Source organism: Promicromonospora sp. NPDC019610 (assembly GCF_044389365.1).
GTDB lineage: Bacteria > Actinomycetota > Actinomycetes > Actinomycetales > Cellulomonadaceae > Promicromonospora.
Genome location: NZ_JBIRXX010000003.1, coordinates 525,850 through 550,193, shown reverse-complemented (window position 1 = coordinate 550,193; position 24,344 = coordinate 525,850). Strand labels below are relative to the sequence as shown.

Genomic DNA, 24,344 nt, shown 5'->3' with positions numbered 1-24,344 from the left:
GGCGCTCAGGCGCCGGTGGGGACGACCGTGTACCGGCGGTTCGCCAGCGACGGGTTGGTCCTGCGCACCTCGGCGAGCGGCGCGGGGTCCAGGTCGACCGTGCGGTAGGCCTGCTCCTCGCCCATCTCCAGCCCGACGACGCCGTCCGGACCCGCGAGCAGCGTGCGGCCGGTGACGCCCTTGCCCGTCATGCCGACGCCGATGACCACCGCGGTGTTCTCGATGGCGCGCGCGGTCAGCAGCGTGCGCCAGTGGTCCGCCTTGAGCGGGCCGGCGACCCAGGCGGCCGGGTACACCAGGACGTCCGCCCCGGCGTCGACCACGCGGCGCGCCGACTCGGGGAACCGCAGGTCGTAGCAGGTCAGCACGCCGAAGGTGAGCCCACCCAGGCGCAGCGTGACCGGCTCGGCGTCCGCGGGGCCGGGTTCGAGCAGCTCCGACTCCTGGTACCCGAACGCGTCGTACAGGTGCACCTTGCGGTAGACCCCGGCGAGCTCGCCCGCGCCGTCGACCACGACCAGGGCGTTCACCGCGCGGACGCCGTCCGAGCCCGGCAGGGTGACGCCGGCGATCACGGCGATCCCGTGCTTGCGCGCGCGGTCCCGCAGGAGCGTGACGAACGGGCCGTCGAGCGGCTCGGCGTGCTCCGGCCCGACCCCGCGAGGGTCGTAGGCCGACGCGTACTCCGGGAGCACGAGCAGGTCGGACCCGACCCGGTCGGCGACCTGGAACGCGTCGGTCACCGTCTGGCGGTTGGCCGCGTGGTCGTCCGAGACCGCCACCTGGGCGACGGTCACGCGGACGGCGCCGGCCGGGTCAGCCAACGGAGCCGCCGCCGCCCTTGGTGCTGCCGGCGCCGTCGGCACCGGGAGCGCCGTCACCGTCCGAGGCGCTGTCCTTCCCGGCGCCGGCGCCGTCGCCCTGGCTCGCCGCGTCGCCCTCGCCCGGGCGGCTGAAGCTGATGACCTCCGGCTCGGGGACGGGCAGGCCCTGCTGGCGGGCGTTGTGCCCGGCCCGCCGCAGGTGCTTGCTCATGTTCAGGAACAGCAGCACGCACGCGAGGGCGAGCGCGAACGTCACGAGGAAACCGACCAGGCCCGGGGAGACCTGCCACGACTCCAGCCCCGGGCGGAGCTGGCCCTCGGTAGGGTTGGGCGACGGTTCGGTCGCGAGCGCGAGCGCGCCGGCGAACAGGGGGCTCATGCGTGGACCTCCGACCGGACGCCCTCGAACAGGTCCGCCTCGTACTCGCCCGGGGCACGCTCGGGCAGCGGGACGCGGGACTCGGCGAGCTCGTACTCGTCCCAGGGCCAGACGTCGACCTCGAGGTCGCGCGGGACCGCGAAGAAGAAGCCGGCGGGGTCGATCTGCGAGGCGTGCGCCGTCAGCGCGGCGTCACGCTGCGGGAAGTAGTCGGCGACCGGCACCAGCGTGGTCACGGTGCGCTCGGGGATCTCGCGCGCGTCGCGCGACTCGACCCACTCGCCGAACGGCGACTCCAGCCCGGCGCCCTCGATGGCCTCGTGCACCGCGCGGATGCGCTTCATCGAGAACCCGTGGTTGTAGTACAGCTTGAGCGGCTCCCACGGCTCGCCCGTGCCGGGGTAGCGGTCCGGGTCGCCGGCCGCGGCGAACGCCTCGAACGACACCTCGTGGCACTTGATGTGGTCGGGGTGGGGGTAGCCGCCGGACGGGTCGTACGTGGTGATGACATGGGGCCGGAACTCGCGCACCGCGCGCACCAGCGGCTCCGCCGCCTCCTGGAGCGGGACCAGCCCGAAGCAGCCCTCGGGCAGCGGGGGCAGCGGGTCGCCCTCCGGCAGGCCGGAGTCCACGAAGCCCAGCCACTGCTGCCGCACGCCCAGCGCCTCGGCGGCCCGGGCCATCTCCAGGCGACGCACGGCCCGGCGCCCCTCGATCGACTCGAACTCGTGCCCCTCGGGCACCTCGAACGACGGGTTCAGGATGTCGCCCCGTTCGCCCCCGGTGCACGTCACGACGAGGACCTCCACCCCCTCTGCGGCGTAGCGGGCCGTCGTCGCGGCCCCCTTGCTCGACTCGTCGTCAGGGTGCGCGTGCACCGCCATCAGACGGAGCGGCTCGCGCTCGGGTACGGACACTGGGTCCTCCTGTGGGGCAGGGACTGGGTCGGGTTCTGAGAGTCGGAGCGCCTGAGGGACAATCGCTCTCAGAGACATTCACTCTCATGGACCATGATGGTCCACGGACAATCTTGCTACGAACCACCGACACCCCCGATCCGAGCGAGCTGTGATGAGCGACCACGACCCAGCCGTCCCCGCCGTCCCCTCCGGCGATCCGAACGAGCCGGCACCGGACCTCGCCGCGCGCTACGGCCGCGGAGGGACCGGCACCCGGCACCCCGCCGCGCGGGCCGGCCAGGACGACCCGTGGGACGAGGCCGACGGCGTCCGGCCGCGGCCCAAGCTGTCGGTCGGCGCGCGGATCGCCGTGGCCCTTGCCCTGGCCGCGGGCGTCGCGATCGCCGCGTGGTTCACGATCGTCGACACGCAGCGCGACCCGGTCAGCTTCGTCGACGTCGGGTTCTCCGTGGCGAGCCCCGAGAAGGTCGAGGTGACGTTCGACGTCAGCATGCCGCCCGGGACCGAGGCCGTGTGCACCGTGACGGCCCTCGCACGGAACTTCGCCGAGGTCGGCGCTGTCGACGTCGAGGTGGGTCCGGAGGAGACGCGCACCACACGCCACGTGGTGACGATCGCCACGACGGAGCTCGCCACGACAGGCCTCGTCGACCACTGTGACCTGCGCTGAGAGTTCGCCCTCGGAAATAGATACACCGTCCGCTCACAGCGGAACCGGGGAATGTCTTGGCATGTCTTTCCCGGCAATTGGTATTCTTGTCGTTTCACACGCTGTGTTGACCGGCTGACGCGCGTGCCCGTTCCGCTCCGTCGGCCGGGATCTGCGCGCTGCCAAAACTGTGGCTCGAACGAGCAACGACGAAAGGAGAGCCCCCGTGGCCGACGCTTCTGTCACCTGGCTCACCCAGGAGGCGCACGACAAGCTCAAGGCTGAGCTGGAGCATCTCTCCGGCCCTTACCGGTCGGAGATCACCGAGCGCATCGCCGCTGCCCGAGACGAGGGCGACCTCAAGGAGAACGGCGGGTATCACGCCGCACGTGAGGAGCAGGCGAAGAACGAGGCACGCATCCTCGAGCTCACCGAAAAGCTTCGCAACGTCCACGTCGGCACGCCGGCGGACGACGGCAAGGTCGAGCCGGGCATGGTCGTGACCGCTATCGTCGCCGGCGACGAGATGAACTTCCTCTTCGGGTCGCGCGAGATGGCCGGGTCCACGGACCTCGACGTCTACTCGCCGACGTCGCCCCTGGGCGCCGCCATCGACGGCAAGTCGATCGGCGCGAAGACGAGCTACCACGCGCCCAACGGCAACGACATCCCCGTGGAGATCACGGGGGCCAAGCCCTTCCAGGGCTGACGCCCTGACCTGACGGACCTGTCAGACGTACGGATCGCTCCGGTGACCTGTGCGACTGACAGGTCCGTCGGCGTCTGACAGCTCCGTGAGGCGTCGGCGCAGGAGCAGCCGGTCCCCCGCGCGGTCCACCTGCCCGAGGGCCTGCCGGTACTCCGCGGCGGCCTCGCCCGGGCGGCCCGCCCGGCGCAGGAGGTCGGCCCGCACCGCCGGAAGCAGGTGGTACGCCGCCAGCTCCGGCGCGGACGCGAGCTCGTCCAGCGCGGCCAGCCCGGCCTCGGGCCCGCGCAGCATCCCCACCGCGACCGCGCGGTTGAGCGCCACCACCGGCGAGCGCGTCATGCCGAGCAGGACGTCGTAGAGGGCCGTGATCTCGGCCCAGTCCGTCTCCTCGGTTGAGGGTGCCCGCACGTGCAGCGCCGCGATCGCCGCCTGGACCTGGAACGGGCGCGCGCGGCGTTGCGCGAGGGCGTCGTCGAGCACCGCCAGACCCTCGGCGATCTCGTCGTGCCGCCAGAGCGAGCGGTCCTGCTCCTCCAGCAGCACGGGCACACCGTCCTGGTCCAGGCGGGCGTCCCGCCGGGCGTGCTGGAGCAGGAGCAGGGCCAGCAGCCCGCGAGCCTCGGGCTCGTCGGGCAGCAGCCGGGCGACGAGCCGGGCCACGCGCACGGCGTCGTCGGCCAGCGCACGGCGGGCGGCGGCCCCCGCGACGTCGTCCGCGGGCTCGGCCCACGCGTCGTAGCCCTCGGTGAACAGCACGTACAGCACCGCGAGCACCGCGGAGACGCGCTCGTGCAGCAGCTCGGGCGGGGGCACCCGGAACGCGATGCCCGTGCTGCGGATCTTGCGCTTGGTGCGGGTCAGGCGCTGGGCCATCGTGGCCTCCGGCACGAGAAAGGCCCGCGCCACCTGCGCCGTCGTCATACCGGTGAGGGAGCGCAGCGTGAGCGCCACGCGACCCTCCAGCGGCAGGGCCGGGTGGCAGCAGGTGAAGACCAGGCGCAGCAGGTCGCCGTCGGGCTCGTCCGGCCCGACGGCGTCCCAGGCTTCGCCGTCCAGCGTGCTCACCGCCGCGTCGCCCACCGGGTCGGGGTCTGCCGCGGCGTCGTCGGCGCCGGGCACCCCACCTGCCCGGTAGGCGAGCCGGGCCGCGGTGGCCGTCTTCTCCCGCTCCACCTTGCGGCGCCGCAACCGGTCCAGCGCACGGTTGCGGGCCGTGGTGGTGAGCCAGGCGCCGGGGCGGTCCGGCACGCCGTCGCGCTCCCAGGTGCGCAGCGCCACCGCGAACGCCTCCTGCGCGCAGTCCTCCGCGAGGTCCAGGTCGCCCGTGCTGCGCGCGACGGCGGCGAGCACGCGGGCCCACTCGTCCCGGAAGGCGGCGGAGACGGCCTGCCCGACGGACGCGTCGGAGGTGCTCATGCCGCGGGCGGCTCGTCGATCGGCCAGTAGGGGTGGACCTCGACCAGGCCGCCGCGCGCCCCGGGGTACGCCGCCGCGATCGCCAGGGCGGCGTCCAGGTCGGGCGCCTCGATGATGTCGAAACCGCCGATGACCTCCTTGGACTCCGTGAACGGGCCGTCGGTCACGATGGACCGGCCGTCCCGCACCGCGACCCGCCGCGTGTCGGCGGCGGGCCGGAGGCGCGAGCCGGTCACGCGGGTGCCCGACGCGTCGTGCTCGGCCACCCAGCGGTCGAGTTCGGGCGCGGGACCGCGGTCGGGGTCGTCGGGCTCGATCGTGAGCATCAGGTAGCGCACGGCTGCTCCCCTCAGGCCTGGTCCAGCTCGAGCGGCCAGAAGGGGCGCAGCTCGATCGCGCCCGTGTGCGCCATCGGATGGGCGGCGGCGATCCGGATGGCCTCGTCGAGGTCGGGGGCGTCGAGCACGTCGAAGCCCGCGATGACCTCCTTGGTCTCGGAGAACGGGCCGTCGGTGACGATCACCTCTCCGGCGCGGACCTGCACGCCCACGGCGTCCGCGGGCGGGCGCAGCCGGTCGCCGAGCACGGCGCGCCCGGTGTCGTAGGTGTCGCGCACCCAGTCCTCGATCTCGGGCACGTTCTCCGGCTCGACGGGGGCGTCGGGGGTGGACAGGACGAGCATGAGGTAACGCATGGCGTGCTCCCTTCCGGGGTGGTCCCCGGTCACATGGTGGCGCGGCCGGTCGGCCGCGTCACCCTGACGACGAACGGGAGCACGCCCGCACGACACCCGGACCCGATCAGAACGCGGGGTCAGAACGCGGCGACCTCGTACCCCTCGGACTCCAGCCGCTCCACGACCGCGGTCCGGTGCTCCTCGCCCTTGGTCTCGAGCTGCAGGTTGACCGACACCTCGGACACCGAGAGCGAGACGTCGGTGCGCGTGTGGTCCACGGCCACGATGTTGGCGCCGGCGGCGGCGATGGTCTCCACGAGCCGCGCGAGCGCGCCGGGCTTGTCCATCAGCCGCACCTGCAGCTTCAGGTACCGCCCGGCGGCGACCAGACCGTGCTGCACCACGCGGAGCAGCACCAGGGGGTCGATGTTGCCGCCGGACAGGACCGCGACGACCGGCCCCTGGAACACGCCCGGCCCGGCGGCCATGATCCCGGCGACCCCGGCCGCGCCGGCCGGCTCGACCATCAGCTTGGAGCGCTCCAGCACCGCGAGCAGGGCCCGCGAGAGCTGGTCCTCGGTGACCGTGCGGACCTCGACGCCCTCCTTCTGCACGATCCCGAACGGCACGTCGCCCGGCAGGCCCACGGCGATGCCGTCGGCCATGGTGGCGCCGAGCGTGCCCGCCATCGGCTTGCCCGCCTTCAGCGAGCCGGGGTAGGCCGCCGCCGACGCCGCCTGCACGCCCACGACCTTGACGTGCGGCGCGGCCTCGGCCAGCACGGCCGCGATCCCGGCCACCAGCCCGCCGCCACCCAGCGGCACGACGACGGTGGCGACGTCGGGCACCTGCTCCAGGATCTCCAGGGCAACGGTGCCCTGGCCGGCCACGACGTCGACGTGGTCGAACGGGTGGATGAGCACGCGCCCGGAGCGGGCGGCCTCGACACGCGCGGCGGCCAGCGCCTCGTCCACGGAGGTGCCCACCATCCGCACCTCGGCCCCGTACCCGCGCGTCGCGGCGACCTTGGGCAGGGCCGCGTCCACCGGCATGTAGACGACGGTGTCGATGCCGAGCATGCTCGCGGCGAGCGCCACGCCCTGCGCGTGGTTGCCGGCGGAGGCGGCGACGACGCCGCGTTCTCGCTCGGCGGGTGACAGGCGCGCGAGCCGCACGTAGGCGCCGCGCACCTTGAACGAACCCGCGCGCTGCAGGTTCTCGCACTTGAGCAGCACCTTCGTGCCCGCGATCGTGGAGAGCGCGCGGCTCTCGGTCACGGGGGTACGGGTGATGACGCCGTCGAGAAGCTCGGCGGCAGCCCGGGCGTCGTCGGCGGACACCGTGAGGTGGCCGCCGTAGGACTCCAGGTCGAACGGATCCAGTGGCACAGCGCGCATGTTGCCCGACTGCGCCGCCAGATGCACGTTCAGAGCTTCGGATCACCCTCCGGCGCGGCCGGTTCCGCGTCGGTCGAGGCGTCCGCGACGGCGTTCTCGGCCACCACGCCGGGGCTGCGGCGCAGCCGGAGCGGGATGGGCGGGGCGTCGGCCGCGCGCCATCGGATCGGTAGGGCGTCCTCGTCGCCGAGCTCGGGGAACTTGTCGTGCCCGTTGAGGTACAGGATCACGGTGTTCAGCAGGGCGGCGAGCGGCACGGCGAACAGGGCGCCGACGATGCCGGCCGCCAACGACCCGGCGGCCACCGCGAGGATCACCGCCACCGGGTGCAGCGAGACGGCCTGGCCCATGAGGAACGGCTGGAGCGCGTGCGACTCGATCTGCTGCACCAGCAGCACCACGCCGAGCATGATGAGCGCCGCGACCCAGCCGTTGGAGACGAGCACGACGACGACGGCGATGGCGCCGGTCACGATGGCACCCACCACGGGCACGAACGAACCGACGAACACCAGGATCGCGATCGGCAGCGCCAGTGAGGGGACGAAGAACACCGCACCGATGCCGATACCGACGGCATCGACCGCCGCGACCAGGATCTGCGTGCGGGTGTAGGCGGCGAGCGTCACGGCGCCGCGGCGGCCGGCCTGGTTGACCCGCTCGCGGGCGGACCGCGGGAGCAGCCCGACGATCCAGCCCCAGATGCCGCGCGGGTCGTACAGGAAGAAGAAGGTGCAGAACAGCGCGATCAGGGCGCCCACCAGGACGCTGCCCGCGGTCGCCGCGGCGCCCAGGGCGCCGCTGACGATCGCGCCCTGCTGCGCCTCGAGCTGGTCGAGGATGTCCTGGCTGTAGCTCTCCAGCTCGTTCTCGAGCCCGAACGTGGCCGAGAGCTGCGACCACAGCTCGTTGAAGCCGCTGATGGCCTGCGTACGCAGGTCGGCGAACCCGTTCGCGATCGACTGCCCCGCCAGCGTGATCAGGCCGGCGACCACCAGCACGAGGCCGATCAGGGAGAGCCCCGCGGACAGCCCGCGCGGGACCCGCAGCCGCTCGTTGAGCACGCGCCGCACCGGCGTCAGCATGATCGTCAGCAGCAGTGCGACCGCGACCGGGACCACGATCGTCTTGAGCAGCGCGAGCAGCCACAGGATCGCCGCGACGAACGCGCCGATCAGGAGCATGCGCCAGGACCACGAGGCGGCGGCCCGGATGGCCGGCGGGACGGCGCCCGACTCGTCGGTGCGGGGCGGCGCTGTGGTCTGGCTCGACGTCACGCTTGTCTCCTCGGTCTGCGGCACGGACAACACCCTAGGGGAGCACACCGACACCCCGCTGGCGCGTTCACGCGCCGCACGGAAGGTGCACCGGGCGCACACGGATCCGACAGATGTCGGAGGCAACCCCCGCCACCTGACCGGTGCCGCTGCGGGCACGCGCTCGTAGCCTCGCGGGCCGGGCGCTGCCAGTTCGGTCGGTCGCACCGAGATCGGTCCGCCGATCGACCGATCTGGGTGCAACAGACCGAACTCACGGGGCGGCTCGCGGGCAGATCGCGGCCGCGGTCAGTCCTCCAGCTTCCGCTTCTGCGGATAGACCGTCTCGCCCCGCTCCAGCATGCCCACGAACTTGGCGATGTTCCGCGCGCGGGTCTCCGGCTTCTTGACGCCGGTGACGCGGAAGAGGATCGCGAACCGGTTCTGCGCCGTGAGGATGCCGAACATCGCGGCGGCCCGCGGGCTGGCCGCGAGCGCCTCCGCGAGGTCGGGCGGCACCTCGATGTTCTTGCTGCCCTCGTACGCGACGTCCCAGCGGCCGTCGGCCTTGGCCCTGTCGATCTCCTGCTGGCCGCGGGGTCGCATGCGCCCCTCGCTGGTCAGGCGGGCGACGATGCGCACGTTCCGCGCGGACCAGCGGCTGCGCGACCGGCGCGGGCAGAACCGCTGGAGCGACGTCGTGTCGTCCCGGCTGCGGCCCTGCGCGTCGATCCAGCCGCTGCACAGCGCCTCGTCGAGCGCGGTGTCGTAGGTCAGGGTGGTCGGGGCGTCCTTGCCCTTGCGCGCGAGGATCAGCCAGACGCCGTCCGACGTCTCCTCGTTCTCGTCGAGCCAGGCGCGCCACGCCGCGACGTCGGTGAACAGGACCTCGGTGTCGGTGTCGGCCATGGACAGGACGCTACGCCGGACCACTGACATCACCACCGACTGACATCGCCACCGACGATGACGCCGACGGCGACAGGCCGCGGAGTTTACCGTGGCGGCATGACGACCTGGCAGATCAGCACGACCACGGGCGATCCCACGCGGGTCGCGACGATCCTCCCGGGCAGCGGGTACACCGCGCAGGGCCCGCTGCTCTGGTACGCCGCCAAGGCGTTGCGCGCGGCCGGCTGGAGCGTCCGCACGTTCGCCTGGGACGAGCTCTCCCCGGACTGGGGCGAGGCCCGCCAGGTCTACGGGGAGTCGCTCCGGGACGCTCCGGTGCCCGACGGCGGCCGGCACCTCGTGGTCGCCAAGTCGCTCGGCTCGTTCGCCCTGCCGGTCGCCGCGGAGCTCGGGCTCCCTGGGGTCTGGCTGACGCCGGTGCTCACCGGCGACGCGTCCGAGCCGGTCCGCGCCGCGCTCGCCGCCGGGACCGCACCGGGGCTGCTCGCCGGCGGCACGGCGGACCCGCTGTGGGACGGCGGGGTGGTGACCGCCCCGGACACGGAGGTGCTGGAGGTCGACGGCGCGGACCACTCGCTCGAGGTGGGCGACTGGCGCGTGTCGCACGAGATCCTCGCGCGCGTCACCGGGGCCGTGGAGCGCTTCGCGGCTCAGCTCTGAGCCGCGCGCCCGTCCCGCAGGCCGAACACCCGCAGCGCGTCGGCGTCGCTGTTGGCCGACGTCACGTACTGCCGCGCCCACTCCTCGGCCCCGGGGTAGGCGCTGCCGGCGGCGACCGCGGCGACGGCCGCCTCGACGTCGACCGGGGTGTGCCGCAGCTCGACCTGGCCGTCGCGCAGAAGGGCCCACGACCCGCCGGCGCGGCCGTACGGCATGCCGACGCTGCCGGGGTTGACGCACAGGCGCCGGTCGACGAGCCGGACGAACGGCATATGGGTGTGCCCCATGACCACGGTGGTCACGTCGGTGTCGAGGCCCCCGAGCACGTCCGCCCAGCGCTCCAGCGAGGAGTCGACGAGCACCACCTCCTCGTCGTCGCGCGGGGTGCCGTGGCAGAACACGACGCGGCCGAAGCCGCGCACCGTCAGCTCGACGGGATGGGGCAGGCCGGCGAGCAGCGCGACGTCGCCAGGCCGCAGCCGGGACGCGGCCCACGGCGCGACCGGGTCGGGGATGTCGGTGGTGCCGCCGCGCGCGAGCGCCACGAGCTCGCGGTCCGCGTTCCCGCGCACCAGCACGGCCCGCTCCCCCAGGGCCCGGAGGCGGTCCAGGACCTCGACGGGCTGCGGCCCGGCGGCGTGGTCGCCGGTGACGACGATGCGGTCGGCGGCCGCCACGTCGGGTTCCGCGAGCACCGCCTCCAGGACGGGGAGCACCCCGTGGACGTCCGACAGGACCGCTACCGTGGAGACCTCGCTGCTCATGTGCCGACGATGGCCCGCACGGGCGCGCGGTGCCACCGGATCTGCCGACGGCAGAAGGGTTCGGCCGGAACACCGCCGCTCCCGTCCGTGTTGTGATGGACAAACGTGCCACCGCACGAATCAGATCCAAAGGATGTGTGTTCGATGACCTTTCTGAACTCGCTCTTCGGCCCCGGCTCCGGTTCGAGCAAGACCACCATGGTGGCCCCCGAGGACGCCCTGCCCGGCCGCTCGGCACCGGTGCTCCAGACCCCGCGCCCGCACACCGTGCTCGGCTCGTCGATCACGGGTCCGTGGGAGCCGGGTACGCGCGTGCTCTACCTGGCGATGGGCTGTTTCTGGGGCGCCGAGGAGATCTACTGGCAGGTCCCCGGCGTCATCAGCACCGCCGTCGGCTACATGGGCGGCACCACGCCCAACCCGACGTACGAGGAGGTCTGCACCGCGCGGACCGGCCACACGGAGACCGCCCTCGTGGCCTACGACCCGACCAAGGTCAGCGAGGCCGAGCTGCTCAAGATCTTCTGGGAGCGGCACGACCCGACGCAGGGCTTCCGCCAGGGCAACGACGTGGGCACCCAGTACCGCTCGGGCATCTACTGGACGACGCCGGAGCAGGCCGCGGCCGCGCAGGAGACGGCCCAGCGGTACGCCGAGGTGCTGAGCGCCAAGGGGTACGACGCGATCACCACGGAGATCGCTCCCGCCGCCGAGGCCGGGCCGTTCTTCTACGCCGAGGACTACCACCAGCAGTACCTGTCCGCCGCGAAGAACCCGAACGGCTACCGCTGCCACGCGACCACCGGCGTCCCGTTCCCCGACGCCGCGTGACCACCAGCGCCGCGTGACCGTCTGACGGCCACGCCGCGCCGACCCAGCGCCCCCGCCGCCCCGCAGCGGCGGGGGCGCTGTCAGTGGGTACCCGTAGGGTCGACCGCATGATCCGGATGCCCGCCACAGAGCTCACCGTCAGGGGCGAGGACTGGTACGCCCGCGACCTGTCGGGCGAGGACCACACGGCCACGCTGTTCGCCGACGTCGACCTGACCGAGGCCACCGGGACGGGCGCCACGTTCGACTCGTGCGTGTTCCGGGGCGTGCGCTTCAACAGCGCGCACCTGACCGAGCTCGCGTTCACCTCGTGCGTCTTCGACGCGTGCGTCTTCTTCGACACCACGCTGGAGCGCTGCAAGCTCGTGGGCTCGCAGTTCAACGACTGCCGGTTCGACCTGCTCAAGGTCGAGGGCGGCAACTGGTCGTTCACCAACCTGCACCGCGCGGCGCTGGCCGGCGCCCAGCTCGACGGTGTCCGCCTGCGCGAGGCCGACCTGTCCGGGATCAAGGCGAACGGCGCCGTCCTGGTCGGCTGCGACCTGTCGGGCGCGGACCTCCACGAGGCCGACCTCACCAACGCCGACCTGCGGGGCAGCGACCTGTCGACGCTCGACCCCCTGGCCGCGAACCTCACCGGCGCGGTGGTCGGCGAGGCCCAGGCGATCCTGCTGGCCGAGCGGCTCGGCCTGGTGGTCCGGCCGGACTGAACGCCGTCCGCGCGCGGGTGAACCGACCGGTGATATCGGTTCGATCCGCGGCGACGCGCACCCTATGCTCGGGTCGCTCGCACACGCACTGAGCGCACCGCGCTCTGGGAGGACGAGGATCGATGAAGATCAGCCGCGACCTGACCGACTGGACCCTGACCGCGACGGGCGGCCCCGTCCCGGAGGACCTGGCCGGGGTCCCCGTCCCCGCGACAGTCCCGGGCACGAGCCACACCGCCCTGCTGGAGCAGGGACTCGTCCCCGACCCGTACGTCGGCACCAACGAGACGGCGCTGGCCTGGATGCAGCGCACCACCTGGCGGTACGCGACCGTCCTGGACGAGCCGCCCGCCGCCGACGACGAGCGGGTCGACCTGCTCTTCGAGGGCATCGACACGGTCGCGAGCGTGGCCGTCGACACGGACGTGGAGCACGCCGCCGTGGGCCAGGGCCGCACCCAGCTCGGCCGCACGGCGAACATGCACCGCTCCTACCGGTACGACGTGCGCGAGCTCGTCGGGACGCCGGCCAACCTGGTGGTCGACCTCGACTCCGCGCTGGAGACCGCCGAGGCCGAGGCGGTGCGCCTCGGCGCGCGGCCCTCCGCCAACACCCACCCGTTCAACATGGTGCGCAAGATGGCCTGCTCGTTCGGCTGGGACTGGGGTCCGGACCTGCAGACGGCCGGCCTGTGGAAGCCCGTGCGGGTGGAGCGCTGGCGAGTTGCCCGGCTGGCCCGGGTGACCCCGCTGGCCACCGTGGCCGACGACGGCACGGGGCTGGTCGACGTGCGGGTCGAGATCGAGACCTCCGGACTGGCCGACACACCGCGGCTGACCGTCGACGTCTCCGTCGGGGACCGCGGGACCACCACGGGTGTCCCCGCCGGCTGGGCCGGCGGCGTCCTGGACGTGCGGGTCGAGGCCGGCGACGTCGACCTGTGGTGGCCCGCCGGGCACGGCGACCAGCCGCTCCACCCGATCGAGGTGGTCGTCTACGAGGGCGACGGCGAGGACCGCTCGAGCCCGCTGGACCTCTGGTCCGGCCGCGTCGCGTTCCGCACCGTCGAGGTGGACCGTGAGCGCGACGAGCACGGCACGGGCTTCACGTTCCTGATCAACGGCAAGCCCATCTTCGCCCGCGGGGCCAACTGGATCCCCGACGACCACCTGCTGACGCGCATCACGCGTGAGCGCCTCGAACGGCGGGTGGACCAGGCGCTGGGCGCGAACCTCAACCTGCTGCGGGTGTGGGGCGGCGGCATCTACGAGTCGGACGACTTCTACGACGTCTGCGACGAGAAGGGCGTCATGGTCTGGCAGGACATCCTGCTGGCCTGCGCCGCCTACCCCGAGGAGGAGCCCCACCGGTCCGAGCTCGAGGCCGAGCTGCGGGAGAACGCCGCCCGGCTGGCGCCGCACCCGTCTCTGGTGCTGTGGAACGGCGGCAACGAGAACATCTGGGGCCACGAGGACTGGGGCTGGAAGGAGCAGCTCGGCGACCTGACCTGGGGCGCCGCCTACTACTACGAGCTCTTCCCGAAGGTGCTGGCCGAGGTCGACCCCACCCGCCCCTACTCGGACGGCTCGCCCTACTCCCCCGGCTCCACGCCCGAGCAGGTGCACCCCAACGACCCGGACCACGGCACGCACCACCAGTGGGACGTGTGGAACCGCGTCGACTACACCCACTACCGCGACGACGTGCCGCGGTTCGCGTCGGAGTTCGGCTTCCAGGGCCCGGCCACCTGGGCGACCCTGCGGCGAGCCATCCTTCCTGACAGCGCCGAGGCGCCGGACGACGCCGTCGTGCCGGACGGCTTCAAGGAGTCCGAGGTCTTCCTGCTGCACCAGAAGGCGATCGACGGCAACGGCAAGCTGGACCGCGGCCTGGCCCCGCACCTGGGCGTCCCCGACGACTTCGTCGACTGGCACTGGGCCACACAGCTCAACCAGGCGCGCGCGGTGCGGTATGCCGTGGAGCACTACCGGTCGTGGTGGCCGCGCACCGCAGGCGCGATCGTGTGGCAGCTCAACGACTGCTGGCCCGTCACGTCCTGGGCGGCCGTGGACGGCGACGGCCGGCGCAAGCCGCTCTGGTACGCACTGCGGAACGCGTTCGCCGACCGCACGGTCACCGTGCAGCCGCGCGGGAACGTCCTGGTCGCGGCGCTGGTCAACGACACCGACGAGCCGTGGGGCGGCCCGGTGGCGGCGGCCCGCACCACGCTGGGCGGCGAGGTGCTGGCGACGTCGGACAGCGAGGTGGTGGTCCCGCCGCGCTCGGTGACCCTGGTGCCGCTGACGGGCGACCTCGTCGCCGTGGCCGACGCCGCGCACGAGGTGCTGGTCGTGTCCCTCGGCGCGGAGCGCGGGCTGCACCGCTGGGCCGAGAGCAAGGACCTGGCCCTCGACCCCGCGCCGCTGGAGACCGCGGTGACCGCCCAGGACAGCGGCTACCGGGTCGAGGTCACCGCGACGTCGCTGGCGCTCGGCGTGTCCGTGCTGGCCGACCGGCTCGACCCGGACGCCGAGGTGGACGAGCAGGTGGTCGACCTCCCGGCGGGCACGACGGCGGTGTTCCACGTGACGACGAGCCGCGACCTCGACCCGGCGGCCCTGGTCTCCCGGCCGGTGCTGCGCACCGAGAACGACCTCGTGCCGCGCTAGGCGAGCCCCCGGCGACACCCACGGCACATCACCCGTCCGAGCAGGGCGAAACCCGATCCCATGTCAGTGACCGCGCGTACGGTGTGGTCCAGGGGGCGAGAGGACAGCACGATGCACAGGTTCGACGAGGTCTCCAGCTGGTCGGTGCTGCGCCGCGACGGTGTCGCCGTGGTCGTGGCCCACCCCGAGCGCGGGCTGCCGCTCGTGCTCCACTGGGGTCCCGACCTGGGCGACCTGTCGCCCGCCGACCTGCAGGCGCTCGACGCGGCGACCAGCCGGCAGACCGCACCCGGCACGCTCGACGCCGCGTGGCGGCCCTCCCTGCTGCCGCAGGAGTCGGACGGCTGGGCGGGCCGCCCCGGCCTGCTCGTGGCGGCGGGCGGCATCTCGCTGTTCCCGCGCTGGACCGTCACCGAGGTGGAGCGGGACACGGCCGACCTGCTGGTCACGGCACACGACCCGGACCTGGGGCTGACGCTGCGCTCGCACCTGGAGGTGGGCGCGGGCGGGCTCGTCCTGCTGTGGCACGAGCTGGCGAACGACGGCCAGGACCCGGTGGACGTGCACTGGCTGGAGGCCACGCTGCCCGTGCCGCGGGCCGCGGACCACCTGACCCAGTTCACCGGCCGCTGGTCCCGGGAGAAGTCGCCGGTCACCACGACGATGCCGGGCGGCAGCACGGCCCGGCAGACCCGCCGGGGCCGGTCCGGTCACGACGCGCCCTGGGTCACGGTGGCGTCGTCGGGCACCCCGCGTCACCGCACCGGCGAGGCGTGGGCCACCCACCTGGGGTGGAGCGCCGACGTGACGCACCGCGTGGACCACCTCACCGAGCACGCCACGCTGCTCGGGGCGGGCGAGCTCGTGCGGCCGGGCGAGGTGCGGCTGGCGACGGGCGCGGCGTACCGCACGCCGGTCGCGTACTTCGCCTGGTCGCCGCGAGGCCTGGACGGCGTCGCGGACCGGTTCCACACCTGGATGCGGGCCCGGCCGCAGCACGTGACGGGACCGCGGCCGCTGGTGCTGAACACGTGGGAGGCCGTGTACTTCGACCACCACCCGGCCAAGCTGGAGCGGCTCGCGCGGCGGGCCGCGGCGGTGGGCGTGGAGCGCTTCGTGCTCGACGACGGCTGGTTCCACTCCCGGCGCGACGACACCACCGGGCTGGGCGACTGGGTGGTCGACCACGACGTGTGGCCCGACGGCCTGGGCCCGCTCGCGGGCCTGGTCCACGAGCTGGGCATGGAGTTCGGGCTGTGGTTCGAGCCGGAGATGGTCAACCTCGACTCCGACCTGGCCCGCGCCCACCCGGAGTGGATCCTCTCGAACACCGCGGCCGTCCCGTCACCGGACGGGTTGTCGTTCCGCACGCAGTACGTGCTGGACCTCGCCGTCCCCGCGGCCTGGGAGCACGTGCGCGGCCAGATCTCGGCGCTCGTGACGGAGCTGGGCATCGACTTCATCAAGTGGGACCACAACCGCGACCTCACGGAGCCCGTCCACGTCGGGGCGGACGGCGTCGGGCGGCCGGGCACCCACGTGCAGACGCTCGCCGCGTACGCGCTGATCGCGCGGCTGAAGGCGGACCACCCAGGGCTGGAGATCGAGTCGTGCTCCTCGGGCGGCGCGCGCACCGACCTGGGGATCCTGGAGCTCACCGACCGCGTGTGGGCCTCCGACTCCAACGACCCGGTGGAGCGCCAGGACATCCAGCGGTGGACGTCGCTCGTGCTCCCGCCCGAGCTGATCGGCGCGCACGTCGGCCCGTCGCCGGCGCACTCGTCGGGGCGCACCACCGATCTCTCGTACCGCGTGGCCACCGCGCTCCAGGGCCACGCCGGGTTCGAGTGGGACCTGCTGGCCTGCACGGACGACGAGCTGGTCGCGGTCACGGCGTACGCGGCGCTCTACAAGGAGCTCCGCTCGCTCGTGCACACCGGGACGGTCGTGCACGGCGACACGGTGGACCCCGCGCTGCGGGTCACGGGCTTCGTCTCCCCCGACCGGACCGCGGGCGTGTGGACGGTGGCCACCGTGGCCTCGCTCCAGGACGCACTGACCGAGCGGGTGCGGCTCGACGGGCTCGACCCGGCCCGGCGCTACAGCGTGCGGGTGCGCGACGAGGTGGGGTCCGCGAAGTGGATGGGCGGCATCACGCCCGGCTGGCTCGGCAAGGAGGCGGTGGACGTGCCCGGCGCGGTGCTGACCGAGGTCGGTCTCCAGCTCCCCACGCTCTGGCCGATGCAGGCGCTCATCATCCAGGTGACGGCGGCCGACTGACGCGAAGCAGGGCGGGTCGGGACCGGTGCTCCGGTCCCGACCCGCCCCGCTGCCGTGGTGGTGCAGGGGCTGCTCAGCTGCTGAGCGCACCCTTGCGCCGCAGTACGAGCAGGGTCACGCCACCGCCGACGAGCGCGAGCGCGATCAGCGTGAAGCCGATGACGGTGCTGGCACCGGTCGCGGCGAGCTCCTCCGGCTCCTCGGCGGAGGGGGACGCCGTCTCGTCGGTGCCCGCGACCGGGGCGGCCTCCTCGGCCGGCGCGTTGCCCTCCTCGGGCTCCCCTGCCTCGGGCTCCTCGACGGCGGGCTCCGACGGCTCGGTGCCGGTGTCGTCGGTCGGCTCCTCACCGGGCTCCTCGCCCGGCGTCGTCGGCTCCTCGCCCGGGGCGCTCGGCTCCGGCGCCGGCTCGGCCTTGACCGTGACGAGCGTGTAGTGGCTGATCGCCTTGCCGGACGAGTGCGAGATCGTCACCTCGGTGGCGGGCGGGTCGACGACCACGTCCTCCGGGCCGAGGCCCTGGTTGGCGGAGCCCGCCTTCACGCAGTAGCCGGTGATGAGGTAGCCGTCGGGCGCGGTGACCACCAGGGTGGTGTGCTCGCCGCTGACGTCCACCTTGCCGTCCTTCGGGCAGGTGGCCGAGCCGGTGGTCGCGACAGGAGCGCCGGCGACCGGCGCGGCGAACGCGGCGGTCGAGGGGACCAGAAGTCCCGCGGCGAGGAGCGCGGACGCTCCCAGGACGGTCATCTTGCGCACTGAGCGCTCCTTCGGGAAAGGGATGGGGCAGTGCCCGACGTCGAGCACGATTCCCGGAGCGTAGCGACAATGGCGCAGATCGCCAATATCAGTGCATCTCGGTAAAATACCTTACAAGCACTTTTAGTATGGACTACCGGCCTTTGCCCTTTTTCTTTCCTTGCGACGCCGAGCGCCCACCCTTGCCCCGCTGCGCGCCCCCTCGGCCTCCGCCGGCAGCCGTACCGCGCCCGGAACCAGACCTCTTCTTGGCCCCGGGCACTCCCTTCGACGAATTCTTCACCCCGTTCCGCGCGGATTTCGCTGTCGGCGCATCGGCGGACGTCCCGTCCGGCCCCGGACGGGACGACGGCGCGCCCCGGCCGCGCGAGCTGTTGACCGTCCGTCCGCGGACGATCCCGATGAGCTCCTCGACGAGGTCCGTGGTGCGCTCGATCGGCCAGACCAGGCCGACGGGCGCCGTCGGCCCGTCGGCGAGCGGGCGGTAGGTCACGTCCTTGCGGCGGTGCAGCCGCGCCAGCGACATCGGCAGCACCGCCACCCCGACGTTCGCGGCGACCGTCGCGACGACGTCTGCGGTGGTCCTGACTCGCTCCAGCGGGTTGCCGTCCGGGTCCGCCGGCACCGTGCCCGGCACGGTGCGGCCGCCGGTGAACAGGACGTCGTCGCCCGGCACCCAGACGGGGTCCTGCGCGATGTCGCCGGCGGTCACGGTCTCGTCGTCGCCGAGGGCGGCGAGCAGGTGGTCCCGGGAGAAGCAGACCACCGACGTCTCCTCGTAGAGCGGGATCGCGGAGAACACGTCCTTGTCCACCGGGAGACGGCCGATCGCGGCGTCCACGTCGCCGGTCTCCAGCGCGGCAGCGACCGCGCCGGCCTCGACCTGGACCAGCTCCAGGCGCACGTCGGGCAGCCGCTCGTGCCACACGCTCGCCCACTTGCCCGGCGTCGCGCCCGGCACGTAGGCGAGCCGGAAGCCGGGCTCGCCGGCGGGGCCGGCGCCGGGGGTCTCGTCGAAGGCCTCGTCGGAGGTCTCGTCGGGGACGTCCTCGGGAGGGGCGGATCCGGCGTCGGGTGCGGGCTGGTTCACGCCCCCAGGCTACGGGGCCGGACAGGAGCGGCGAGGATCACGCCCGCCATGGAGAGCGCGGCGGGCGCACGCCGATACCCTGGGAACATGAGTTCCTCCTTCGCCTCGCAGCGGTTCAAGCCGTCCAACGCCGCCAAGCGACTCGGCGTCTACCTGCCTGCCACGCCGCAGGAGTTCCAGGACACCCCGATCTCGCGCGCGGAGCTCGAGGAGCTGGAGACCAACCCGCCCGAGTGGCTGGCCGAGCTGCGCCGCAACGGCCCCCACCCGCGGCCCGTCGTGGCCGGCCGCCTCGGCATCTCGATCGCGGGCCTGGCCCGCGGCGGTATCACCGACCCTCTGACCACCGAGCAGATCAACGAGCTGCGCGACAACCCGCCGGAGTGGCTGGCCCAGGAGCGTCAGACCGCAGCCCAGGTGCGGGCCGAGGAGGAGCGCGTCGAGGAGGCCCGCAAGGCGGCCGAGAAGAAGGCCCGCTCCGCGCGGTGAGCCCCGAGGTGGAGGCCGTCCTCGCGCGGCTGCAGCCGTATCCCGAGGACGGGTCGCGGGCCGACGGCCCGGTCGCGGCCGACGCCACCGACCGACTCCTGCTCGACGAGGCCGCCGCGCTCGTCCGTGCGTTCCCCGACGACGTCGTGGTGGTCGGCGACCGGTTCGGCGCGCTGACCCTGGGCGCGCTGGCGAGCGGGGCCCGCCGGGTCCGCACCCAGATGGACGCGGTCACGGCCGAGGCGGCGCTCTCCGCCAACTCCAGGCGGGTGAGCAAGACCCTGTGGGACGCGCATGCGTGGGCCACCGCGAGCGCCCCCGACCCGCACGAACCCGCCGGACCGGGATTCACCCAGCACGACCGGCTGGAGCCCCGGCTGTTCGAGGGCGCCCGCGTGGTGCTGCTCCAGCTCCCGGCGTCGCTCGCGGAGCTGACCGAGATCGCCGAGCACGTCGCCCGGTACGCCGACCCCGCCGTCACCCTGCTCGCCGGCGGTCGGGTCAAGCACATGACGCACGCGATGAACGACGTACTCGGCGCGTCGTTCGCGCAGGTCAGCGCCTCGCTCGCGCGGCAGAAGTCGCGGCTGCTGGTCGCGCGGGAGCCGCGGTCCGACGTCGGGCCGCTCACCTACCCCGTCACGGCGCGGCTGACCGACCGGGAGATCCTGGACGCGATCGTCCCGCCCGGTCCTGCCCCGGGGAACCGGGGTCCGGGCCGACCCGCCGGCCTCACCGTCGTCGCGCACGGCGCCGCGTTCGCGGGCGCCACCCTGGACCACGGCACCCGCTTCCTCCTGGCCCAGGCGCACCGCTGGCCCCACCTGTCAGACCTCCAGGTCCCCCCGGTGACCTCCACGTCGGACACGTCCGAGGCCCCTGTCCCCGGTATGGACGCCCACCCGGTCGCGATCGACCTCGGGTGCGGCACCGGCATCCTGGCCACCGTCCTGGCGCTCCGGTACCCCACCGCGCACGTGCTCGCCTCCGACCGGAGCCGGGCCGCCTGCGACTCGACCGGGGCGACGCTCGCCGCGAACGGCGTCCGCGCGGTCGGGATCGTGCGGGACGACGCCGGGGCCCTGCTCCCGGTCCCCGACGGCTCGGCCGACCTCGTGCTGCTCAACCCGCCCTTCCACGACCGGGCCGCGCTGAGCACCGACGCGGCGCACCGGATGTTCGCCACCGCGGGACGCGTGCTGCGTGACGGCGGCGAGCTGTGGACCGTCTTCAACACGGGGTTGCACTACCGGCGTGCGCTGGAGCGCGCCGTCGGGCCCACGGAGCACGTGGCCCAGGACCGGCGGTTCACCGTGACCCGGAGCGTGCGGAAACTACTTACCGACATGTCAGTGACCGGCGGCTAGCCTGGCTGGGCGCTCGACCGGGCGCACCCGCACGGCAGCACGCCCGGCCCCGGCCGGCCTGCCCCGAGCATGTAAGGAACTGTCGATGAGGACACTTCGCACCACCCTGCGCGGCGCCGCCGTCGCGGCGGTCGCAGCATCGCTGGCCGCGGGAGCCGCGGTCACGGCGCTCCCCGCAACCGCCGCCCCGGCCGCAGCCGACGAGGGCAGGACCATGGCAAAGGCCTCCGCGACGAAGCAGGCCGGACCGGCCGCGCAGCAGCCTGGCACGCAGCAGCCCGGCACGCACCAGCCCGGCAAGCACAAGCCGACCAAGCCGAAGACGCCCAAGCCGAAGAAGGCGGCGGCCGACCCGGACTTCGGCCCCAACGTCACGTTCATCGACGAGTCCTGGACCGCCGACCGGATCAACGCGTTCCTCGACACCGTGAACGACGAGGCGGAGTTCAGCCTGGACCGGCACCAGGTCTTCTTCGAGCCCGGCACCTACGGGAGCGCCGCCGGCCAGGACGACCCGGCCACGGCCACCGGCATCGTGAACGCCCACGTGGGCTACTACGAGTCGATCGCGGGCCTCGGCGCGCAGCCCGACGACGTCCACATCAACGGTGCCCTGCACGTGGAGCCCGTCGTGGGCTGCCCGAACGAGCCCTGGGCCTGCGCCGACCCCGGCTCACTGACCCGCTTCTGGCGGTCGATCTCGAACATGGGCATCAACCCGATCCAGCGCCCGGTCGGCGAGGACGCGGCCCTGCCGTACCCCGCGGGCGTGACCGAGCCGCACCAGATGCGCTTCGCCGTCTCGCAGGCGGCGCCCATGCGTCGCATGGACATCCAGGGCAACCTGACGATCTTCGGCCGGTACGGCGAGTTCGCCTCGGGCGGCTACCTCGCCAACTCGCGCGTCTCGGGCACCATCGTGTCCGGCTCCCAGCAGCAGTGGTTCACCCGGAACTCGGAGGTGGGTGCCTGGGACGGCGGCGTGTGGAACATGGTCTTCGCCGGGGTGCAGGGCGCTCCGGCCACCAACTTCGGCCAGCCGGTGGGCGACAACGTGGGCGTGACGACGACCGTCGGCTCCACGCCGGTCAGCCGCGAGGCCCCGTTCCTGTACCGGGGTGACAACGGCGAGCTGTCCGTGTTCGTGCCGAACGCGAAGACCGACAGCAGCGGGACCGACTGGTCCACCGGGTCCGACGCCGGCCGGTCGATCGGGATCTCCGACTTCTACGTCGCCCAGGAGGGCACGGACGACGCCGCGTCGATCAACGCCGCGCTCGCCGGCGGCAAGAACCTCATCCTGACGCCGGGCGTGTACGAGCTCGACGCACCCCTGCAGATCGACCGCGCCGACACCGTCGTCCTCGGCCTGGGCTACGCCTCGCTCACCCCGACTGCCGGCAACGCCGTCGTCGAGGTCGGCGACGTGGCGGGCGTCAAGATCGCCGGCATCACGGCCGACGCCAACGTCCCCGAGTCGGAGACGCTCATCCAGGTCGGCCCGCGGGGTGCCGCGGTGTCCGACGCCGCCGACCCGACCACGCTGACCGACGTCTTCGTCCGCGTGGGCGGCCCCTGGGCGGGCAAGGCCGTCACCTCCATCGAGGTGAACAGCCCCGACACGCTCCTGGACCACATCTGGGCCTGGCGCGGCGACCACGGCAACGGCATCGGCTGGGACGTCAACACCGGTGCCCACGGCGTCGTCGTCAACGGTGACCGCGTCACCGCGACCGGGCTGTTCGTGGAGCACTACCAGGAGGAGCAGACCATCTGGAACGGCGAGGACGGTCAGACGCTCTTCTACCAGAACGAGATCCCGTACGACGTGCCGAACCAGGCCGCGTGGATGGACGGCGACCGCCTCGGCTACGCCGCCTACCGCGTCGCCGACGACGTGCAGAACCACTCCGCGATCGGCACCGGCACGTACTCGTTCTTCAACCAGGGCCAGGACATCCGGCTGGAGTCCGGCATCCAGGCGCCGGACACCCCGGGGGTGACGTTCCGGTCGATGACCGCCATCTTCCTGAACGGCTCGGGCGGCATCAACCACGTCATCAACGGCACCGGCGGCTCGGTCCAGCAGGGCACGCAGCGCGCCCAGGTGGTCAGCTACCCGTAACCCGCTCACACCGAGACCGCTGAGTGCGGGGTATCTGCGGCTCTGACGCCTGTCAGACCGCAGATACCCCGCACTCAGCGGTTTCGGTCAGGTCACTTGACGTCGACGACGTCCACCACGAAGACGAGGGTGTCGCCGCCGCCGATGCCGGCCTGCGGCACGCCGCGCGCGCCGTAGCCGTGCTCCGGCGGGATCGAGAGCAGCAGGCGCGAGCCGACGTTCTGGCCGACCATGCCCTTGTCCCAGCCACCGATGACGGCGCCGACACCGATCGGGAAGTCGATCGTGGTGCCGCGGTCGTAGGAGTTGTCGAAGACGTGGCCGCCCCAGGTCTGGCCCAGGTAGTTCACCACGATGGTGCGGCCGGACTCGACGACCGGGCCGTTGCCCTCGGAGAGCACCTGCACCTGCAGGCCGGCGGGTGCGCCACCCTCGGGGAAGGTCAGCTCCGGCTTGTCACCGAAGGACCCGGAGGCGGTAGGAAGCGTGGTCACGAGGATTGCCTCTCGCTCGGGATGACGCCGGTCGCCCGGCGTCGGGTACCTGCCCACCCTATGCGGCCACCACCGCTGCCCGCGAAGCGACGGCGGCCCGGCGCAGCGCCTCCAGCGCGGCGATCACGGGCGGCGTGTGCGCGACGGCCTCCTGCACCACCGCGTAGATCGAGCGCACCGGGGCGGGCCGCACCACGGGCACCGCGATCGTGCCGGCCGGGAGCTGGACGGCGCCGAGCTCGGGCAGCACCGTCATGCCGATCCCGGCCTCGACGAACGCGACGGCCGTCGGGTAGTCGTGCGCCTCGACGTGGAACGTGGGGCTGAACCCGGCGGCCGTGCACGCCTCCAGCAGGTTGCGGCGGCACCAGCCGCGCGCGAAGTCGTTGTCGACCCACGACTCGTCCGCCAGCTCGGCGAGCTCGATCTCGTCCCGGCCGGCGAGCCGGTGGCTGCGCGGCAGCACGGCGACGTACGGGTCGTCGAGCAGGTGGTGCGCGGTGAAGCCGCTGCCGGCGTCGAACCCCGTCTGGGCGACGGCCACCTGCAGGTCGGCCCGGTCCTCGGTCTTGTCCGGGATGTGCTCGGCGAGCTCCAGGTCCAGGCGCACGCCGGGAAAGTCCGTGGTGATCACCCGGACGACGTCGGGCAGCCAGGCCGAGCCCACGGACGCGAAGTAGGCGATCGAGAGCGAGCCGGTCCGTCCCGCGCGCAGGTCGGCGACCATGGACTCGGCCTCGCCGAGGCGTTCGAGCACGCCGTCCGCCTGCGCCGCGAGCGCCCGCCCGGCGGCGGTGGGGCGGATGCCCCGGCCGTGCCGGGCCAGCAGCTTGAGGCCGGTCTCGCGCTGGAGCGCGGAGACGTGCTGGCTGACGGCGGACGGCGTGTAGCCGAGGTTCGCCGCCGCGGCGCCGATGGACCCGGACGCGACGACGGAGCGGAAGACGCGGAGGCGGTGGACGTCGAGCATGCG

At 73.4% G+C, this 24,344-nt stretch carries 24 protein-coding genes; 10 read left to right on the top strand and 14 right to left on the bottom strand.

The window, feature by feature from the left end; genetic code table 11:
* Positions 1 to 5 precede the first annotated feature (5 nt).
* The 3 genes from ACH45N_RS23655 to mca are packed head-to-tail and all read right to left on the bottom strand — an operon-like array spanning position 6 to position 2,087.
* Positions 6 to 824 (bottom strand): carbon-nitrogen hydrolase family protein, encoded by an 819-nt coding sequence (locus ACH45N_RS23655; RefSeq protein WP_397398406.1) that lies wholly within the window; start codon positions 822 to 824, stop codon positions 6 to 8.
* Positions 817 to 1,203: a hypothetical protein gene (locus ACH45N_RS23650; protein WP_397398405.1), complete on the bottom strand. Its 387-nt coding sequence runs from the start codon at positions 1,201 to 1,203 to the stop codon at positions 817 to 819. The genes ACH45N_RS23655 and ACH45N_RS23650 overlap by 8 nt, the downstream gene beginning before the upstream one ends.
* Complete coding sequence (mca, locus tag ACH45N_RS23645; RefSeq protein WP_397398631.1) at positions 1,200 to 2,087, bottom strand: mycothiol conjugate amidase Mca; 888 nt, start codon at positions 2,085 to 2,087, stop codon at positions 1,200 to 1,202. Before mca ends, ACH45N_RS23650 begins: the two co-directional genes overlap by 4 nt.
* 187 nt (positions 2,088 to 2,274) lie before the next feature.
* Between mca and ACH45N_RS23640 the strand changes: the two genes are divergently transcribed.
* Both ACH45N_RS23640 and greA read left to right on the top strand, forming a co-directional pair.
* Entirely contained in the window at positions 2,275 to 2,793 is a 519-nt protein-coding gene (locus ACH45N_RS23640) for a DUF4307 domain-containing protein (protein ID WP_397398404.1), read from the top strand.
* 205 nt (positions 2,794 to 2,998) lie between these two features.
* Positions 2,999 to 3,481: a transcription elongation factor GreA gene (gene greA / locus ACH45N_RS23635; RefSeq protein WP_108495916.1), complete on the top strand. Its 483-nt coding sequence runs from the start codon at positions 2,999 to 3,001 to the stop codon at positions 3,479 to 3,481.
* A gap of 21 nt (positions 3,482 to 3,502) precedes the next feature.
* Here greA and ACH45N_RS23630 read toward each other — a convergent pair whose 3' ends face one another.
* The 6 genes from ACH45N_RS23630 to ACH45N_RS23605 all read right to left on the bottom strand — a co-directional run bounded on the left by ACH45N_RS23630 (position 3,503) and on the right by ACH45N_RS23605 (position 9,135).
* Entirely contained in the window at positions 3,503 to 4,897 is a 1,395-nt protein-coding gene (locus ACH45N_RS23630; protein WP_397398403.1) for an RNA polymerase sigma factor, read from the bottom strand.
* A complete protein-coding gene (locus ACH45N_RS23625; RefSeq protein WP_397398402.1) occupies positions 4,894 to 5,235 on the bottom strand; it encodes a YciI family protein in 342 nt (113 codons plus the stop codon). The genes ACH45N_RS23630 and ACH45N_RS23625 overlap by 4 nt, the downstream gene beginning before the upstream one ends.
* A gap of 11 nt (positions 5,236 to 5,246) precedes the next feature.
* Positions 5,247 to 5,591, bottom strand: coding sequence for a YciI family protein (locus ACH45N_RS23620; RefSeq protein ID WP_397398401.1), 345 nt, complete (start codon positions 5,589 to 5,591; stop codon positions 5,247 to 5,249).
* A 119-nt stretch (positions 5,592 to 5,710) separates the two neighbouring features.
* The gene (gene ilvA / locus ACH45N_RS23615; protein WP_397398400.1) at positions 5,711 to 6,970 is read right to left on the bottom strand and encodes a threonine ammonia-lyase; all 1,260 of its coding nucleotides are present in this window, start codon (positions 6,968 to 6,970) and stop codon (positions 5,711 to 5,713) included.
* Between the two features lie 29 nt (positions 6,971 to 6,999).
* On the bottom strand, positions 7,000 to 8,247 hold the full coding sequence (locus tag ACH45N_RS23610; RefSeq protein WP_397398399.1) for an AI-2E family transporter: 1,248 nt from the start codon (positions 8,245 to 8,247) through the stop codon (positions 7,000 to 7,002).
* 288 nt (positions 8,248 to 8,535) lie between these two features.
* Positions 8,536 to 9,135, bottom strand: a complete 600-nt coding sequence (locus ACH45N_RS23605) for a YdeI family protein (RefSeq protein ID WP_397398398.1) — start codon at positions 9,133 to 9,135, stop codon at positions 8,536 to 8,538.
* Between the two features lie 99 nt (positions 9,136 to 9,234).
* Between ACH45N_RS23605 and ACH45N_RS23600 the strand changes: the two genes are divergently transcribed.
* Positions 9,235 to 9,798, top strand: a complete 564-nt coding sequence (locus ACH45N_RS23600; protein ID WP_397398397.1) for a hypothetical protein — start codon at positions 9,235 to 9,237, stop codon at positions 9,796 to 9,798.
* Here the strand turns inward: ACH45N_RS23600 and ACH45N_RS23595 are convergent.
* On the bottom strand, positions 9,789 to 10,562 hold the full coding sequence (locus ACH45N_RS23595) for a metallophosphoesterase family protein (protein ID WP_397398396.1): 774 nt from the start codon (positions 10,560 to 10,562) through the stop codon (positions 9,789 to 9,791). The genes ACH45N_RS23600 and ACH45N_RS23595 overlap by 10 nt on opposite strands.
* A 144-nt stretch (positions 10,563 to 10,706) precedes the next feature.
* Between ACH45N_RS23595 and msrA the strand changes: the two genes are divergently transcribed.
* From msrA to ACH45N_RS23575, 4 genes are all read left to right on the top strand, one after another.
* The gene (gene msrA / locus ACH45N_RS23590; protein ID WP_397398395.1) at positions 10,707 to 11,393 is read left to right on the top strand and encodes a peptide-methionine (S)-S-oxide reductase MsrA; all 687 of its coding nucleotides are present in this window, start codon (positions 10,707 to 10,709) and stop codon (positions 11,391 to 11,393) included.
* A 107-nt stretch (positions 11,394 to 11,500) separates the two neighbouring features.
* Positions 11,501 to 12,103, top strand: a complete 603-nt coding sequence (locus tag ACH45N_RS23585; RefSeq protein ID WP_397398394.1) for a pentapeptide repeat-containing protein — start codon at positions 11,501 to 11,503, stop codon at positions 12,101 to 12,103.
* Positions 12,104 to 12,225: 122 nt separating this feature from the next.
* Positions 12,226 to 14,772, top strand: a complete 2,547-nt coding sequence (locus ACH45N_RS23580; RefSeq protein ID WP_397398393.1) for a glycoside hydrolase family 2 protein — start codon at positions 12,226 to 12,228, stop codon at positions 14,770 to 14,772.
* 111 nt (positions 14,773 to 14,883) lie between these two features.
* Positions 14,884 to 17,052 (top strand): alpha-galactosidase, encoded by a 2,169-nt coding sequence (locus tag ACH45N_RS23575; RefSeq protein WP_397398392.1) that lies wholly within the window; start codon positions 14,884 to 14,886, stop codon positions 17,050 to 17,052.
* Between the two features lie 73 nt (positions 17,053 to 17,125).
* Here the strand turns inward: ACH45N_RS23575 and ACH45N_RS23570 are convergent, their stop codons facing one another.
* Together ACH45N_RS23570 and ACH45N_RS23565 are read right to left on the bottom strand one after the other, a co-directional pair.
* Positions 17,126 to 17,797, bottom strand: a complete 672-nt coding sequence (locus tag ACH45N_RS23570; protein ID WP_397398630.1) for an LPXTG cell wall anchor domain-containing protein — start codon at positions 17,795 to 17,797, stop codon at positions 17,126 to 17,128.
* Positions 17,798 to 17,939: 142 nt separating this feature from the next.
* Positions 17,940 to 18,896, bottom strand: coding sequence for a LysR family substrate-binding domain-containing protein (locus ACH45N_RS23565; protein ID WP_397398391.1), 957 nt, complete (start codon positions 18,894 to 18,896; stop codon positions 17,940 to 17,942).
* An 87-nt stretch (positions 18,897 to 18,983) separates the two neighbouring features.
* Here ACH45N_RS23565 and ACH45N_RS23560 point away from each other — a divergent pair, with 87 nt between their 5' ends.
* The 3 genes from ACH45N_RS23560 (at position 18,984) to ACH45N_RS23550 (ending at position 22,877) form a co-directional block, all read left to right on the top strand.
* A complete protein-coding gene (locus ACH45N_RS23560; protein WP_397398390.1) occupies positions 18,984 to 19,385 on the top strand; it encodes a DUF5997 family protein in 402 nt (133 codons plus the stop codon).
* Positions 19,382 to 20,752 carry a class I SAM-dependent methyltransferase gene (locus ACH45N_RS23555; RefSeq protein ID WP_397398389.1) on the top strand — a complete coding sequence of 457 codons (1,371 nt, stop codon included), beginning with the start codon at positions 19,382 to 19,384 and terminating at the stop codon, positions 20,750 to 20,752. The genes ACH45N_RS23560 and ACH45N_RS23555 overlap by 4 nt, the downstream gene beginning before the upstream one ends.
* An 85-nt stretch (positions 20,753 to 20,837) precedes the next feature.
* Positions 20,838 to 22,877 (top strand): adenylyl cyclase, encoded by a 2,040-nt coding sequence (locus tag ACH45N_RS23550; protein WP_397398388.1) that lies wholly within the window; start codon positions 20,838 to 20,840, stop codon positions 22,875 to 22,877.
* Between the two features lie 92 nt (positions 22,878 to 22,969).
* Here the strand turns inward: ACH45N_RS23550 and ACH45N_RS23545 are convergent, their stop codons facing one another.
* Positions 22,970 to 23,371 (bottom strand): FKBP-type peptidyl-prolyl cis-trans isomerase, encoded by a 402-nt coding sequence (locus ACH45N_RS23545; RefSeq protein WP_397398387.1) that lies wholly within the window; start codon positions 23,369 to 23,371, stop codon positions 22,970 to 22,972.
* Between the two features lie 58 nt (positions 23,372 to 23,429).
* Positions 23,430 to 24,341 carry a LysR family transcriptional regulator gene (locus ACH45N_RS23540; RefSeq protein ID WP_397398386.1) on the bottom strand — a complete coding sequence of 304 codons (912 nt, stop codon included), beginning with the start codon at positions 24,339 to 24,341 and terminating at the stop codon, positions 23,430 to 23,432.
* Between the last annotated feature and the right edge of the window lie 3 nt (positions 24,342 to 24,344).

Excerpts from the sequence above, each read along its gene's own strand:
- ACH45N_RS23650 (WP_397398405.1), bottom strand. The coding sequence starts at position 1,203 with ATGAGCCCCCTGTTCGCCGGCGCGCTCGCGCTCGCGACCGAACCGTCG.
- mca (WP_397398631.1), bottom strand. The coding sequence starts at position 2,087 with ATGGCGGTGCACGCGCACCCTGACGACGAGTCGAGCAAGGGGGCCGCG.
- ACH45N_RS23640 (WP_397398404.1), top strand. The coding sequence starts at position 2,275 with ATGAGCGACCACGACCCAGCCGTCCCCGCCGTCCCCTCCGGCGATCCG.
- ACH45N_RS23630 (WP_397398403.1), bottom strand. The coding sequence starts at position 4,897 with ATGAGCACCTCCGACGCGTCCGTCGGGCAGGCCGTCTCCGCCGCCTTC.
- ACH45N_RS23620 (WP_397398401.1), bottom strand. The coding sequence starts at position 5,591 with ATGCGTTACCTCATGCTCGTCCTGTCCACCCCCGACGCCCCCGTCGAG.
- ilvA (WP_397398400.1), bottom strand. The coding sequence starts at position 6,970 with ATGCGCGCTGTGCCACTGGATCCGTTCGACCTGGAGTCCTACGGCGGC.
- ACH45N_RS23605 (WP_397398398.1), bottom strand. The coding sequence starts at position 9,135 with ATGGCCGACACCGACACCGAGGTCCTGTTCACCGACGTCGCGGCGTGG.
- ACH45N_RS23600 (WP_397398397.1), top strand. The coding sequence starts at position 9,235 with ATGACGACCTGGCAGATCAGCACGACCACGGGCGATCCCACGCGGGTC.
- ACH45N_RS23595 (WP_397398396.1), bottom strand. The coding sequence starts at position 10,562 with ATGAGCAGCGAGGTCTCCACGGTAGCGGTCCTGTCGGACGTCCACGGG.
- msrA (WP_397398395.1), top strand. The coding sequence starts at position 10,707 with ATGACCTTTCTGAACTCGCTCTTCGGCCCCGGCTCCGGTTCGAGCAAG.
- ACH45N_RS23585 (WP_397398394.1), top strand. The coding sequence starts at position 11,501 with ATGATCCGGATGCCCGCCACAGAGCTCACCGTCAGGGGCGAGGACTGG.
- ACH45N_RS23580 (WP_397398393.1), top strand. The coding sequence starts at position 12,226 with ATGAAGATCAGCCGCGACCTGACCGACTGGACCCTGACCGCGACGGGC.
- ACH45N_RS23575 (WP_397398392.1), top strand. The coding sequence starts at position 14,884 with ATGCACAGGTTCGACGAGGTCTCCAGCTGGTCGGTGCTGCGCCGCGAC.
- ACH45N_RS23570 (WP_397398630.1), bottom strand. The coding sequence starts at position 17,797 with ATGACCGTCCTGGGAGCGTCCGCGCTCCTCGCCGCGGGACTTCTGGTC.
- ACH45N_RS23560 (WP_397398390.1), top strand. The coding sequence starts at position 18,984 with ATGAGTTCCTCCTTCGCCTCGCAGCGGTTCAAGCCGTCCAACGCCGCC.
- ACH45N_RS23550 (WP_397398388.1), top strand. The coding sequence starts at position 20,838 with ATGAGGACACTTCGCACCACCCTGCGCGGCGCCGCCGTCGCGGCGGTC.
- ACH45N_RS23540 (WP_397398386.1), bottom strand. The coding sequence starts at position 24,341 with ATGCTCGACGTCCACCGCCTCCGCGTCTTCCGCTCCGTCGTCGCGTCC.